Source organism: Janthinobacterium darwini (assembly GCF_051380905.1).
Classification (GTDB): Bacteria; Pseudomonadota; Gammaproteobacteria; order Burkholderiales; family Burkholderiaceae_D; genus Janthinobacterium.
Genome location: NZ_JBNYXX010000001.1, coordinates 1,722,054 through 1,736,244, shown reverse-complemented (window position 1 = coordinate 1,736,244; position 14,191 = coordinate 1,722,054). Strand labels below are relative to the sequence as shown.

Genomic DNA, 14,191 nt, shown 5'->3' with positions numbered 1-14,191 from the left:
CGTCACTCGAAGGGATTGGCCACCGACGTCACCTCGGGCGGCGGCAGCTGGTCGGGCAGCGCCTGCTTTTCCAGCTGCGCCACCACGTCGCCCAGCAGTTTTTGCAACTGCCTGGCCAGGGCCAGGCCCGGCTTGTCCAGGGTCAGGTCGATGTCGCCGCTGATGCTGATGCGGTCAACACGGTTTTCGATGGTCAGGCCGCCGATGTCGAGCACATCGCTTTCATTGGCATACGGGACGAATTTCTTTGCACACATCGGATTTCCTCTCAAGGGGATTATTTCTTGGACTTGCTATTAATCTTGGGCAAACTCAGCATGCGCAGCTTTTGCTGCCGCGTCAGCGACGGTAGCAGATCGATGCCTATCCTGTCTTCCAGTTGCGCAATGCTCAGCACCTCATACGCCTTGGTATCGACGTTTTCAATGAAGTAGGCGGCGCCGGCGCGCTGGCGCGGGCTGTACACGGCCTTGTACAGATGGCTGGGCACGATGACTCTTCCCACCTTGCGCAAGTTCCCGCCAATAAAGGCCGGTCCCGTGATGACGTACAAATCGCCCTCCTTCTTCGCCATCTTGCGCACGGCGCCTTCGATGCCGGCCCACACGTAGCGGTTGTTGCGCGCGTCCTGCGGCACCATGTTGGCCAGGGTAAAGCTGTCGCGCTGGCTTTGGCGGTCCGGCATGTCGCCGTTCGGTGCCATATGGCCGCGGTCGAAGCCGCTGCGCGCATAATCGGCCAGTTCGGCGCGCTGGGCGGCGGGCAGCTTGCGTTCGGCATGGAAGGAATTTTCGCGCGACAAGTCCTGTGCCGCTTCCAGGTTGTTCACTGTCAAGTGTTCAGCGGACCACAGGGGCGTGCGCGTAATCCCCGAATGCATCACGCCAAACACGTTGTAGCACAGTTCCTTTGTCGCCACGTCCAGCTTGGGGTTGGTAATTTCCGGCTTGCGGCCATCGACATAATGGGCAGGACAGGCATCGGCATGCGCCAGGTTCGCGGCAAAGGCGGAAGCCAGCAAGCCACACGCCAGGGTCAGCCTGGCGATCGATCGTTGAATCATATTTCCCTAAATGAAATCTTTGCAGGCCAGCATTCTAGCGGACGGCGGTCCTCGCCACAAACCTGCACAAGGCAGGCGTGCGCGTGTACAGGCAGCGGTGAACGCAGGTGCAGGCGGGCGTGCATGCGGCCCTGCGCAGAGCTGGCGCAAATAAAGGCCAACAGGCTGCGCACAGCCATTCATATCTGCTAAGATTGCCTTGATTTGTTCGCATCGACCATTCAATATTTGGAGAGCATATGATCAAAAAAACCCTGCTGCTGATCGTTGTCGTCGTCGCCGCCATCCTCGGCTATGCCACCACCAAGCCCGATACCTTTAGTGTCCAGCGCGAAATCACCATCAAGGCCCCGCCCGAGAAAATTGCTGGCCTGATCACAGACTTCCATTATTGGGCCGCCTGGTCGCCGTGGGAAAAGCTCGATCCCGCCATGCGCCGTACCTTTACGGGCCCGGCCAGTGGCCTGGGCGCGCAATATGCGTGGCAAGGCAACGACAAGGTGGGTGCCGGCCGCATGGAAATCACGGAAGCGGCCCAGCCCGAGCGCACCGTCATCAAGCTGGACTTCCTGAAACCGTTCGAAAGCCATAACACCACCACCTTCAGCATGACACCCGGGGGTGACGGCACCAAGGTGAACTGGACCATGACAGGCCCCAGCCCTTACGTCAGCAAGGTCATGACGGTCTTCGTCAGCATGGACAAGATGATCGGCAAGGATTTTGAAAAAGGTTTGACCAACCTGAAGGCGGCTGCGGAACAATAAGTTCAACCCTTACCCACCGCCGACAGGGCCGCATGGCCCTGTTTTATTTTGCGCCCCGTCAGAACTGCTCGATCCAGGCCGCCAGGTGGTCCGGCGTGAGCGCCGGTTCAGCCTGAACCACCTTGCCCTGCAAGCCCAGTTCCGTCTTGCTCAGTTGCAGGGACCAGCCGCGCCGCGCCAGCCACAGCAAGCTGGCCAGCCAGAATGCGTGGATGGACGAGACGGGCGTGGTGGTGGGCGTTTCCAGGAATTCCGTCAGCAGGCGTCCATCGAGGAACAGCGCCGTACCGCCCTGGTTTTGCAGCGCCACACCAAACGCGGGCAACAGCATGTCGATCGCTTGCTCCACGCCGCGCCCCGGATGCTCGCGCTCGAGCGCGTCGAGCTGCTGGCGCACGGCGGCGGCAAAGGCGGTGCCGCGGAAGGCTTCCGAACTGACCAGGTCGGCATAATCCATGAGCAGCCAGTCCGGCTCGGGCGGCGTAACGCCGGCCGTCAGGGCTGCCGACAAATACGCTTCCACGGGCAGCTGCTGTTCCAGACCGGCCAGGCTGGCGCACAAGGCGTACAGGGTGCCGATGCGGTTGGCCACGGCTTGCCGCTGGCGCACCATCAGCTTTTCGCGCAGCAACTGCGCGTGTTCATTGCGCAGCCGCGCCAGCTCCAGCGCCTGCTTCAATTCCATGCGTAGCGCCGCGATATCCCACGGCTTCTGGATGTAGCGGTGGATCTGGCCCTGGTTGACGGCTTCCACCGTGTGCTCCAGCTCGGAATACGCGGTGGTCAAAATGCGCACGATATGCGGATGGCGGTCCCAGGCGTACGACAGCAGCTCGTTGCCGTAGGCGCCGGGCATGCGCTGATCCGACACCAGCACGGCGATGCGGTCGGCCTGCTCGTCGAGAATGCGCTTGCCCTCCTCGACCGAGGTGGCCGTCAGCACGTGGGCCAGCGGCGCGATGGCGCGCTGGAAGTATTTGAGGGCGTTGGCCTCGTCATCGACATAGAGTATCGTCGGCAAGCCTTGCGTTGGCTCACGCTGAGCCGGCAAACGCAGATTGGCGTCAATCATGCTCGTTCCTTATATGTACTGGAAAATTCAGGGTTACCGTGGTGGCACTGCCAAACTCGGAGGCGATATCGAGGTTGCCGCCGAACGATTGCATCATGCGGTGGCAAAAAACCATGCCCCAGCCCTTGCCTTCATTGCCGCTGGCACCGACGGGGTCGATCAACAGCTGCGCAACAATCTCGGGGGCAATGCCGGCGCCATTGTCGCGCACCGTGATGCGGCCGGCATCGATGCAGATGCCGATCGCAGGATGGGCGTGCTCACCGGCCGAGCGCAAGGCGTTCGCCAGCACGGACGATAAAATCAGCGCGACGCAGTTGGGTGACTCGGCAATGGCGAAATCATCGCCCTGCTCGACCGTGATGGCGGCGCGCTGGGCCGGGCTCAAGGGATAGCTTTCAAGCAAGACGGCCAGCAGCTGGCGCGCGCTGCCGGCGCTGCGTCCACCCTGCATGCCGGGCCCGGCGCTGGCCAGGCGCACCGTGTCGACGAAGCTGGCCAGCACGGACAGACAATAACGCGCATTGTCGTGCATCAAGGTGGCCGCTTCGCCGATCTCCGCTTGCGGTGCAGCGTCCGTCTGCGCTCGCCGCGCGATGCCGCGCCCAAAATTGGCGATGGCCGCCAGCGGCGTGTTCAATTCATGCGCGAGAAAGGCCAGCGATTCTTCCATCGCCACCAGCCCCTGGCGGCGCGCGGCGCGCTCGCGTCCCGTCTGCACGGCCAATTGCAGCGCCGTTTGCATGGCGGGCAAGTCGAGCGGCTTTTCCAGCAGACGGAACAGCGATCCGCCGTTGATCAGTTCCAGCAACACTTCCTTGTCCGCGTAGGCCGTCACCAGCATGCAGACGATATGCGGATAGCGTTGCGCCACTTCCTGCAGCAACTCGCTGCCCAGGCGGTCCGGCATGCGGTAATCGGTAACGAGCACGTCGATGCGGGCGGCCTGGTCTTTCAGCAAGGCCAGCGCCGCATCGACGCTCTGCGCCGTCAGCACGCGGTAGCGCGGGCCGACGGCGCGCTCGAAATACTTGCAGGCGAGCGCTTCGTCATCCACGTACAACACGCTGGCGCGGCTATCGTTATCCATGTTAACGGCCCTCCCAGTCGGAGCGCTGCAAGTCGAAATTCATGCTGGCCCATTTGCCCAGCTCGCTTTCGGCGCTCAGAGTGCCACCATGGCGTTCGATCACGCCATAGCTGATGCTCAGGCCCAAGCCCAGCCCCTGGCCCACTTCGCGCGTGGTAAAGAACGGTTCGAACACGCGCGCCAGGTTTTCCGGGGCGATGCCGGGGCCGTTGTCGCGCACGCTGATGCGCAGACGCTTGTCATCCCAGCGGGCTGTGATGCGGATCTCGAATGGCGGTGCATTACCCTTGCGCATGGACAGCACGGCGTTGCCCAGCAAATTGATCAGCACGCCCACGATGGCCGCCTCGTCGCCGCGCACCAGGGTGTCGACCGGCAAGTCGTGGCTGATGCTGACATTCTTCGTTTCATGCCCGACCAGGCGGATGGCCGCGTCGAGCGCACTGCGAAACTGGAAGTGCCCCGTTTCCAGCTGGTTGCCGCTCTTGCGGTAGGCAAAGGTCTTCAAGTCGGACACGATGTGCTGCACGCGCAGCATGCCCTGCTTGGCGTCGGCCAGGCATTCGCTCACCAGCGCGCTTTGCTGGGCGGCCGGATCTTCGATGGCCACCTCGATGGCCATCATGCAGAAATTCACGGGATTGTTGACTTCATGCAGCATGCCGGCGGCCAGGGTGCCGATGGCGGCCATTTTCTCCTGCTGCAGCATCTGCCCCTTGATATCGGCCAGGCTTTTATTGGTTTCTTCCAGCTGCGTGTTCTTTTGCGCCACTTCCGCCTTCAGCTGGAACAGCATGAAGCGGGCGCGCTCATTGAAATAGGTGAAGACGGCGCTGATGCTGGCCGACATGATGAGAAACAAGCAGTTGACGACAAAGGTGTCCGGCAAGTTGAAGCCGCCCGCATGCCAGGCGCAGGCAGCCACGTACAGCAGACAGGAGATAGCGCCGAAAACCATGTTTTGCCACAAGCCGAACGCCAGCACGATGCCCGACGAATAGATGGCCAGGGTCATGCCCACGTAATAAATCGAGGTGGCGCCTTCCGTGACGGCGATCATCCATGCGATCATGATTTGCGGCAGGATCAGCCACACAAAAGTCAGTCCCTGGATGCGGTCCTGCGCCCAGCGCGTGCGCATGGCCAGCACGACGCAAAAGATCAGCGCCGACACGAGGATGCGCGCACTGGTGAAGGCCGACTGCTTGTCGGGATACAGGGCCAAATCGAGACCCACGCCCAGCAGGATCAGCACGATGCCCGTGTAGGCTCCGCCGCGGCTGAATTCCAGCCGGAAGTCGCGCAGAACGGCCGCGTAGCCGGCGTGCAGGCCTGGAGTATCCATCAAGGAATGCTCACTTCTGCAAACACATTCACGCCCGTGGCGTCGACATAGATTTTCGGTTCTGTCGCGTGTTCGGGTAGCAAGGCCGACAAGCCCGCTTCATTGCGATAGATCAAATGCCACTCCAGCAAATGCTCCATGCCGAACTTGCCCGGATTGTCAGCGTGCACATTGGTGACGAGCAAACGTCCGCCCGGCCCCACGCGCGAGGCGAAGTGCAGCAGCAGGCGCGCGCACACCTTGTCGGACAGGTAATCGAACAGGCCGGCGCAATACACGGCGTCGAAGCTGCCGGGCGAGCCCGTGGCGCCCGAGCCGTGGCGGCGCTTGAGCAGGTTGTGCACGGAATCATGCACGTAATCGATCTCCACCACACGTCCCGTGCGCTGCATGATGGTGCTCAGGCGCGCGCGCGTCCAGTCCAGCGTCTCGCTGCTGAAGTCGACCAGCTCGAAGGCCAGCCACTGCGCATCGGGGCACGTTTCCAGGAAACGCTGCACCTCAATGGCCGGGCCGCAGCCCACGTTGAGCACTTTGTAGACGCACCCGGCAACACGCGCCTCGGCCGCTTTCTGCGCCAGGAATTGCGTCAGTATATCGATGCGGTTGCGGTGCGCCGTGGCGACGGCCGCCTGCAAAAAGGCCGCGTTGACGATCTGAAAATAGGTGCTGGGACCCTGGCGCGGATCATCCAGCAACTGGTTGACCATCTGGTAATCGCCCGCATAGCCGAGCGGTTTTGTAAACGTGCGGAAGACGAAGGGCGCGCGCAGTATCAGCGGGTGCAGCGCCGCCTGGGCGAACGCGCGGTGGGCCGGCGCCCGCTCTTCCTCGACGAGCGAGGCTTCCACCTCGAGCTGGCGCAAGTACAACTGGGTTTGCTCCATCAGCGGCAAGGCCAGTTCATCGAAGATGTCGGCGCGCAGGCGGCCGTTTTCCTTGGGCAGCGAATCGGACAAGTCGACCTGCTCGACCCAGCGCGCCACTTCCGACAAAAAGGCGCGCATTTCATTGACGACGATCTGGTAGTCGCGGCGGATGCGGAAGCGCTCGCCCCAGCCGGCGACAAAGGCGCTGGACTCTTTCGCCACGGCGCCCTTGACTACGACCACGTCGCTGAGCTCGCGCCACTCGTCGATCAGGGTCACGGAAACGATGGCGGTCAGGCCCGTATTGACGCTGCTGATGACGACGGCCTTGCCGACGTAGGCGTTCTTCGCCCCCATGCGCACCGTCACGTCATTGAGCACCTCGCTGACCTGCACAATCGAGTATGGATTGTAGATTTCCATGACCAGCGAATTGCGCTGCAAGTTGAAAATCGTGCCGCGCACCGCCTCACCCTGGGTGTTGCGAAAACTGACGACTGGATCGATCTGCGATTGTGAATACACGATTGAGCATTATCAAGTTACCCGGTTTCCGGCGCACCACGTTGGGGACGCCAGTTTCCAGGCTGGGTTAAGGCACGGCACACCGGTCGTCTGCCGCCGGCCCGCCATCGAAATGGCGGCGTTGCGGCGTCGCGTGACGCCGTGCCGGAGCGCCTCGAAGCGCGTCTGTTCGCTCTCTGATCGAGTGTACTATGGATGTGGCAGAACGGGCAATTGTTCCCTCTGGAACGACTGTCTGTGGCGCCGGCGCACAACGCTGCGCGCAGAACGTCTTTAACCAGCAACAAACAAGGCCAAGGCGTGACGCAACAGCTGCGGCGTTTGCCCCGTCCAGCGCTTGAACGAGCGACGAAAGTTGGTGGCATCATGAAAGCCGAGGTAGGCGGCCACGGCATCGTTGTCGTAGCCATGCGCCTGGAACAGGTAAATGGCCTTGTGCGCGCGCACCTGGTCCAGCTCGGCCTGGAAATGCGTGCCATGGCGCGCAAGGTGGCGTTTCAAGGTGGCGGGACTGACGCCAAACTCCTGCGCCGTGCGTTCCAGTGTCGGCGCGCAGCGGATATTGGCCAGCAGGTAATCGTACAGCGCACCGAGCAGGCTCGCTGGCGGAACGGGCGCCACGGCCGCAGCGCGCAAGGCCAGCGCGGCGGCCGTGGCATTGCCGCGCGGCCAAGGCTTGTCGAGCCAGCTGGAATCGATCAGCATGGCGTCGACCTGGCAATCGAAACGCAGGCACTGGCCCAGGTGCACTTCATGCTGTTCCACGTGCCGGGGCCGCGCGCGGTTGAAGCAGAAGCGCCACGGCAAGGAGACTCCCGCCAGCCAGCGGCACATGGCCGCCAGTGCCGTCATGTGCATCTCCACCAGAAAAGGCAGCTGGCTCGGCGCGCCAAACGCAGCAACCCAGTACAGCACGTGCATGTCGCCCGCCTCGCGCAAACGGGGCTGCAACAACGGACACAGCAAGGCATGAAAATCGCACAGGATGGTCAAGGCCTGGCGCAGATTCTGCGCCTGCAGCAAGGCATGGCTGGCGGCGCCGTAATGGCCGGGCAGCATTTGCTGGCCCAGCATGAAGCTGGTATCGGCACTGTCCAGGCCGCGCGCCACGTTGGCCAGCAATTGCAGGTATTGCGCGGCGCTGACCTGGCTTTCCGCGGACGGCAGCGCGCCGCCATCGAGGCCGGTGCCCTTGAGCAGCGATGCCGCGTCCAGGTCGCGGCTGCGCGCATAATCGAGCACCAGCGCCGGCTGGTGATGGGCCGCGATGCTGGCGTCGCCCTGCTGGTTCAGTGGCATCAGGCAGGCGCGGCGGAACTGATCCCGGCACCGGAGCGCGGCGTTTCCACGGCCCGGCTCAGCTCGGCAAGCACCACCTCCGGCACACCATCGGTGAGCGAGCAGGCATGCCGCAGGCTCAAGCGGATTTCGCGGTTGTCGTTGGCGTGGTGGCGCATCTGCCCCACCATGGCGCACAGATGACGCGCCTTCACGGCCGCGTCCTCACGCGACACGCCCGGCATCAGCACGGCGAAGCGGTCGCCCGCATAGCGGCACAGCAGATCGTCATTGCGCAAGTTCAACAGCAGCATGTGGCCCACGGCTTGCAACACGCGGTCGCCTTCGCGGTGGCCGTATTCGCGGTTAATCAGGTGAAAACTGTCGATATCGAGCAAGACCAGCGCGCAATCGAGGCCGGGCCGGCGCTCCTGTTCCAGTCGCATCTGCGTGCGCAGGTAGCTGGCGTCGGCCAGTTGCGTGATGCGGTCGAAGGCGCGGTGGTCGCGGAACAGGCGCTCGCGCTTTTGCAGGTGCTCGTTCAGGCGGAACTGTTCCTGGCGCCAGTAATACATGCCGATGGTCAGCACCAGCATGCCAAACGGAATCAAGGCCTCCAGCCAGTTATCCCACAAGGCGCTCTTGTCGACGGCAAAGAATTCGTCCAGGCAATCGGCCCAGGACCCCAGCATGATGGCGCACAGGCCGCCGGCGATCAGGCTCGTCACCCGTCCCCGCGGACGGCTGCTGAGGGTAAACAAGAACCAGATGCCCGCCATGACGGCCGTGCCGCCTTCGCAGACGATATCCATCCACTTCCAGATGGCAAACGGTTTAACGTGGCCCAGTGTGGCGTACAGAAAAAAGAACAGGGGCAATGCCAGCGCGGCGGCAATCAGACTGTTACGGTGCAACGGCAGCATGTGGGGAACCTTTAAAAGTGGTGCTGTCGCCACGATAGCGCCCGCCCATGACGGCACGATGACATGCCCCGCGCCCGTGAGGCAGGTGCAAACGGCTCATCATTAGCAGCGCAGCTGATGCAAATCCGGCAAGCGAGTGCCCATGCGCCCTGCGCTGGCAGGTCATTTCAGCTCATCACGGTTCATTTATGGCCGGAAAGCGTACACCTGCCGTTGTTTTCAAGGTGGCAAGCCCTTGCCTGTCACGCAACCGTCATATTTGCTGCCTAGAATCCGCCCGGTTCCTTCCTCCCTAACCGAGCTCTTCATGAAAACCATGCACACTTCGTTTCCCTCCCCGCTGCGCCTGACAGCCCTGTCACTCGGCATCATGGCCATCTTCAGCGCTCAAAGCCATGCGCAGTCGCAAGCCCAGGACGATGGCCAGGCGGGCGCCACCGTGGTCGTCAGCGGCCAGCGCGCCAGCCTGCGCAACGCCATCGCCGCCCAAGAGAAAGCCGACAACATCATCAGCGTCATCAGCAGCGACGACATCGGCGGCCTGCCCGATAAAAACGCGGCCGAGGCGCTGGCCCGCTTGCCGGGCGTGTCCGTGCAGCGCGACCAGGGTGAAGGCCGCTACATCACGGTGCGCGGCCTGGGCCCGGACCTGAATGCGGTGACCATCAATGGCGCGCTGGTACCGTCGCCGGAAGCGGGCCGCCGCGCCGTGGCGCTGGACATCCTGCCTGCCGGCCTGATACGCACCCTGGAAGTGTCGAAGACCTTGCTGCCGGAAATGGATGCCAACTCGCTGGGCGCCACCATCGAAGTCAAATCGCTGTCCGCCTTCGACTTGCCGGGCAAGCTGCTGTCGGCCAACGTGGCCGCCAGCCATGATGAAAAAACGGGCAAGACCAGCCCCAGCGGCGGCGCCCTGTGGGCCCAGCGCTTCCTCGATGGCAAGCTTGGCGTGGCCGCCGGCCTGAGCGCGGAAAAGCGCTCGTTCGGCTCCGACGACGTAGAAACGGGCGGCGCCTGGAGCAAGGGCAAATTGTCAGGTCTGGAATTGCGCGACTACCTGCCCGTGCGCAAGCGCGGCGCCCTGGCAGTCAACCTCGATTACCGTCCGGAAGCGGGCAACAGCTGGTTTTTGCGCTCGTTCGTCAGCGAATTTTCCGACGATGAAGTGCGCGACCGCCTGACCATCAGCAATATCGCGGGCGGCAGCCTTGCCGAAGGCGCATCGGCCAGCGCGCGCGCCGAGCGCCGCATCCGCCAGCGCAAATACACGCAGCAAGTACGCTCGCTCGTGCTGGGCACGCAGCAGAAATCGGGCGACTGGACCCTGGACGTGAAAGGCGGCATGAGCCGGGCGACGGAAGACACGCCGGAGTCGCTGAACGATGGCCGTTTCCGCAGCACCAGCAATGTCGCCGGCATCAGTTTCAATGACACTCAGGAACCCGTCTTGAGCGGCCCCGCCTCGCTGTACGACCCGGCCAGCTATGCGCTCAACGCCATCACCCTGCAAAAGCGCTACTCGAAGGACAATGAACACCACGCGCGCATCGACCTGGCACGCAAGTTCGACATCGCCACGTTGAAATTCGGCGCCAAAGTCAGCCGCCGCGAAAAAACCAATGATACGGATCAATGGACATATAACAGCAGCAAGGCGTCGAGCGGCAATTTCTGGGGCGCCGGTTCTACCTCGATGAGCAATTTCGTGCAGGGCCACAATCTCGACTACGATCTGGGCAACATCGGCGTGGCGCTGGACCCGGGCCTGATCCGCGCCCGCGTGGCCGGCCTGGACCGCGACAAGGCGCGCCTGGCTACCGAGTCCATCATCAACGATTACCGCATGCATGAAGACATCAACGCCATGTATGTGCAGAACAGCTATGACTTCGACGCCTGGCACATCCTGGGCGGCGTGCGTCTTGAACGCACCAGCTTTGAAGCTGCCGGTTCGCAAGTGGACAGCGCCGGGCTTGCCACGCCCTTGACGCGCGAACGTTCGTACACCAACTGGCTGCCAAACCTGCAAGCCCGTTATGACCTGGATCAAAAAACCAGCGTGCGGGCCGCCTGGACGCAAGCCGTGGTGCGCGCCAACTTCAGCCAGCTGGCGCCCGGCATCAGCCTGGCCAGCAACACGGAAGCCGTGATCGGCAACCCGGACTTGAAACCCTTGAAGGCAAACAACCTGGATTTGGGCATCGAGCGCGTGCTGGGCAACGACGGCGTGATATCGGCCTACGGTTTCTACAAGGACATCAAGAATTTTACGTACACGACGAATCTGGCCGGCACGGGCCAATGGGCAAGCTACACGACGGCCACCTCGTATGCGAATGGCGACGCGGCCAAAGTCAAAGGCATCGAACTGGCCTACATGCAGCCGCTGCGCATGTTGCCGGCACCGTTCAACAAGTTTCTCGTCGGCGTGAATGGCACCCTGAGCACCTCGAGCGCGCAAATCGGCCGTTTCGACAAGGCCGGCAACAAGCAGCTCACCCGCGACATCCGCCTGCCGGGCCAGTCGAACCAGGTGATGAATTTAATGCTGGGCTATGAAACCGGTCCGATCAGCGCCCGCCTGGCCCTCAACTACAAGTCGCCCTACCTGCTGGAAATGGGCGGCGACATCCTCGACCAAAGCCAGGACCACATCGTCGCCAGCCAGAAGCAGCTCGATTTCTCGCTGTCTTACCAGATCAGCAAGCAGTTCCAGCTGATGTTCGAGGTGGCCAACCTGAACAACGAGAAATACTACGTCTACCAGGGCACGAAGCAATACAACGTGCAGAACGAACAGTATGGCCGCACTTTTAAAGTGAGCCTGAAAGCCAGCGCCTTCTGATGAGGATCTTGAATAACATGAAAACAACCGTCCTGTGCAGCGCTTTGCTGGCTGCCTTTTGCCTCACCGGCACGGCGCAAGCCACCCCGGTCGCGTCTAACACTGTGCCCGCCTTCGCGCACGAGGCCGAAGAGCTGGCCCGCCTGCCCGGCGGCGGCTGGCTGACCTTGGACAAGCACGGCTTGCGCTTGTTCACTGCGGCCGGCCAGGAGCAGGACCGCATCGCCGTGCGCGCCAAGCAGCTCGACACGCGCATCGATGCCAATCGCGTGCTGGCCGTGTTCCTGGAGGCCGATACGCAGCGCCCCCTGCCCGTCTCCGTGGACGTACAGGCAGGCAAACTGGTCAAGCTGGCGCCGTTTCCCGTGCCGACGTTTTCCGTGGAAGCGTCCTGCCTGTACCGCGACGCCCAGCGACTCGATCATCTGTTCTTGATCGGCAAGGATGGCCAGGCGGAACAGTGGGTGATGCAGGGCGAGCAGCGCAGCCTGGTGCGCAAACTGGCTTTGCCGCCGCACGCCAAGCATTGCCGGGTCGACGATGGCGCGCAGCGCCTGCTGGTGAGCGAGTCCGACATGGGCGTGTGGGCCTATGACGCCGAGTCCGAAGGCATGGGCAAGCGCGAGGTGGTGGCCTTGCGCAAGCCGTACGGCCAGCTGGATGGCGGCGCCGGTGCATTGGCCGTGCTGCCGGGCGGCGTAGCCGTACTCGATGGCAAGGCGGAAAAGCTGCACTTGTACGCCCGCCAGGGGAGTACATGGACGGCGCAGCCAGCCCAGGCCGTCGCCTTGAACGTGCGCAAGGGTGACAGCCAGCTGGCACTGGACGAAGACACGCTACTGCTGCGCGGCAAGAATGGTTGGCAAGCGCGGCCCGTAAAATGGCGCGGCAAGGGGGAAACGCAGGCTGCTGTGGCCATCATCGCCCCGCAAGCGCAGACGGAGCCGATGGCGCGCCAGGGCGACGCGGCCGACGATCCGGCCATCTGGCTGGCCAGCAACCCGGCCGACTCGCGTATCCTCGGCACCAACAAGAAACAGGGTCTGTTGGTCTACGACCTGCAAGGCAAGCAAACGCAGCTGCTGGAAGTGGGCCGTTTGAACAACGTCGATGTGCGGCAAAACATCAGTTTTGGCGGCAGCAAGGTCGACCTGGCCGTGGCCACCCAGCGCGACGACAACAGCATGATGCTCTTCACCATCAATGCCAGTGGCGACGTGGCGGAAGCGGGCCGTTTTCCGACCGGACTGAAAAGCATCTACGGCATGTGCCTGTACCAGCCGGCCAGCGGCGGCGTGGAAGCGTTTATCAACGACAAGGATGGCACCTTCCAGCAATACCGCATTGGCGTGAGCGGCAACCAGTTCAGCGCCACCCTCTTGCGCAGCTTCAAGGTCGCCACGCAACCGGAAGGCTGCGTGGCCGACGATGCCAACGCCCGCCTCTTCCTGGGCGAGGAAACGCGCGGCGTGTGGACCACCTCGGCCGACGCCGCCAAGCCGGACACCCTGGCCATGGTCTTGCCGGTGGGAGCGAACCTGAGCGCCGACGTGGAAGGCATGGCCATCTACCGCAAGCCGAACGGCAAGGCTGACTCTGGCTACCTGATCGTTTCCAGCCAGGGCGACAGCAGCTACGTGGTGCTCGATGCGCAAGCACCGTATAAAGTGCGCGGCCGCTTCAAGGTGGGATTTAACTTGCCGGCCGGCATAGACGGCACCTCGGAAACGGATGGCCTCGACGTCACCTCCGCCAACCTGGGCGGCGCGTATGCGCAAGGCATGCTGGTGATCCAGGATGGCTACAAGCGCTTGCCCGATGGGCCGCAGAACTTCAAATATGTGGCGTGGGAGGATGTGGCGAAGGCCTTGAAGCTGGACTAATGACATGCGGGCAGCCTGTACAGGCTGCCCCAATAGTCGCCCAGTCGCTGCGCCAAAGACCCGGCTACACCATGCGCGGCATATCGATGGCAAACGGCAGGCTGCTACCAAAGAAGTCCACCTTGCCTGCAAGCGCCAGGCGTTGCGAGGACAATTCCACCAGGCGCAACTCCGCGACATCATGGTAATCCATCATGTAGAGACTACATTCGCCCTCTGTACAGCTTGCATCAACGGCTAGCATATGCACGGGCGCGGCATCCGCTTCCGCCACGAGCAAGCCTTGCAAAATGAAGGATGGCGGATACAAGGCCCACGACCAGGGTGCATCGTCGTCTTCCGTCAGCCGCATGAACACGTCGTCATCGGCCTCAATCCTGATATTGATTTCCCGCATGCCATCGGCGCGTGCCGCCAGGCTGATCCGGGATTTCGCGACATCCACTTCAAAATTGGTGTCGCCGATACTGAATACATGCATTTCCCTGTTACTCCTGATTGACACGTTAATATACTGCTCGGCGGGCC

At 62.6% G+C, this 14,191-nt stretch carries 12 protein-coding genes; 3 read left to right on the top strand and 9 right to left on the bottom strand.

Features of this window, described 5'->3' with window-relative positions; all coding sequences use genetic code 11:
- Positions 1-2 precede the first annotated feature (2 nt).
- Together ACQ4WZ_RS08085 and ACQ4WZ_RS08080 are read right to left on the bottom strand one after the other, a co-directional pair.
- Positions 3-257, bottom strand: a complete 255-nt coding sequence (locus ACQ4WZ_RS08085) for a nucleotidyltransferase family protein (RefSeq protein ID WP_101481450.1) — start codon at positions 255-257, stop codon at positions 3-5.
- 20 nt (positions 258-277) lie between these two features.
- Positions 278-1,063, bottom strand: coding sequence for a DNA/RNA non-specific endonuclease (locus ACQ4WZ_RS08080; protein ID WP_133991210.1), 786 nt, complete (start codon positions 1,061-1,063; stop codon positions 278-280).
- Positions 1,064-1,302: 239 nt separating this feature from the next.
- Here ACQ4WZ_RS08080 and ACQ4WZ_RS08075 point away from each other — a divergent pair, with 239 nt between their 5' ends.
- A complete protein-coding gene (locus tag ACQ4WZ_RS08075; protein ID WP_101481452.1) occupies positions 1,303-1,830 on the top strand; it encodes an SRPBCC family protein in 528 nt (175 codons plus the stop codon).
- A gap of 58 nt (positions 1,831-1,888) precedes the next feature.
- On the opposite strand, the gene ACQ4WZ_RS08070 is transcribed toward ACQ4WZ_RS08075, so the two are convergent.
- The 6 genes from ACQ4WZ_RS08070 to ACQ4WZ_RS08045 all read right to left on the bottom strand — a co-directional run bounded on the left by ACQ4WZ_RS08070 (position 1,889) and on the right by ACQ4WZ_RS08045 (position 8,932).
- On the bottom strand, positions 1,889-2,902 hold the full coding sequence (locus ACQ4WZ_RS08070) for a response regulator (RefSeq protein WP_436573056.1): 1,014 nt from the start codon (positions 2,900-2,902) through the stop codon (positions 1,889-1,891).
- Positions 2,895-3,992 (bottom strand): hybrid sensor histidine kinase/response regulator, encoded by a 1,098-nt coding sequence (locus ACQ4WZ_RS08065; protein WP_436573055.1) that lies wholly within the window; start codon positions 3,990-3,992, stop codon positions 2,895-2,897. Before ACQ4WZ_RS08065 ends, ACQ4WZ_RS08070 begins: the two co-directional genes overlap by 8 nt.
- Before the next feature lies 1 nt (position 3,993).
- Positions 3,994-5,337 (bottom strand): sensor histidine kinase, encoded by a 1,344-nt coding sequence (locus ACQ4WZ_RS08060; protein WP_133991204.1) that lies wholly within the window; start codon positions 5,335-5,337, stop codon positions 3,994-3,996.
- Positions 5,337-6,731 (bottom strand): class I SAM-dependent methyltransferase, encoded by a 1,395-nt coding sequence (locus ACQ4WZ_RS08055; protein ID WP_133991202.1) that lies wholly within the window; start codon positions 6,729-6,731, stop codon positions 5,337-5,339. Before ACQ4WZ_RS08055 ends, ACQ4WZ_RS08060 begins: the two co-directional genes overlap by 1 nt.
- 273 nt (positions 6,732-7,004) lie before the next feature.
- Positions 7,005-8,030, bottom strand: a complete 1,026-nt coding sequence (locus tag ACQ4WZ_RS08050) for an AraC family transcriptional regulator (protein ID WP_101481457.1) — start codon at positions 8,028-8,030, stop codon at positions 7,005-7,007.
- Positions 8,030-8,932 (bottom strand): GGDEF domain-containing protein, encoded by a 903-nt coding sequence (locus tag ACQ4WZ_RS08045; protein WP_101481458.1) that lies wholly within the window; start codon positions 8,930-8,932, stop codon positions 8,030-8,032. Before ACQ4WZ_RS08045 ends, ACQ4WZ_RS08050 begins: the two co-directional genes overlap by 1 nt.
- 307 nt (positions 8,933-9,239) lie before the next feature.
- Between ACQ4WZ_RS08045 and ACQ4WZ_RS08040 the strand changes: the two genes are divergently transcribed.
- Both ACQ4WZ_RS08040 and ACQ4WZ_RS08035 read left to right on the top strand, forming a co-directional pair.
- Entirely contained in the window at positions 9,240-11,780 is a 2,541-nt protein-coding gene (locus ACQ4WZ_RS08040) for a TonB-dependent receptor (protein ID WP_133991200.1), read from the top strand.
- Between the two features lie 17 nt (positions 11,781-11,797).
- Complete coding sequence (locus ACQ4WZ_RS08035) at positions 11,798-13,663, top strand: phytase (protein WP_436573054.1); 1,866 nt, start codon at positions 11,798-11,800, stop codon at positions 13,661-13,663.
- A 64-nt stretch (positions 13,664-13,727) separates the two neighbouring features.
- Here ACQ4WZ_RS08035 and ACQ4WZ_RS08030 read toward each other — a convergent pair whose 3' ends face one another.
- Positions 13,728-14,144 (bottom strand): hypothetical protein, encoded by a 417-nt coding sequence (locus ACQ4WZ_RS08030; protein ID WP_436573053.1) that lies wholly within the window; start codon positions 14,142-14,144, stop codon positions 13,728-13,730.
- Positions 14,145-14,191 lie beyond the last annotated feature (47 nt).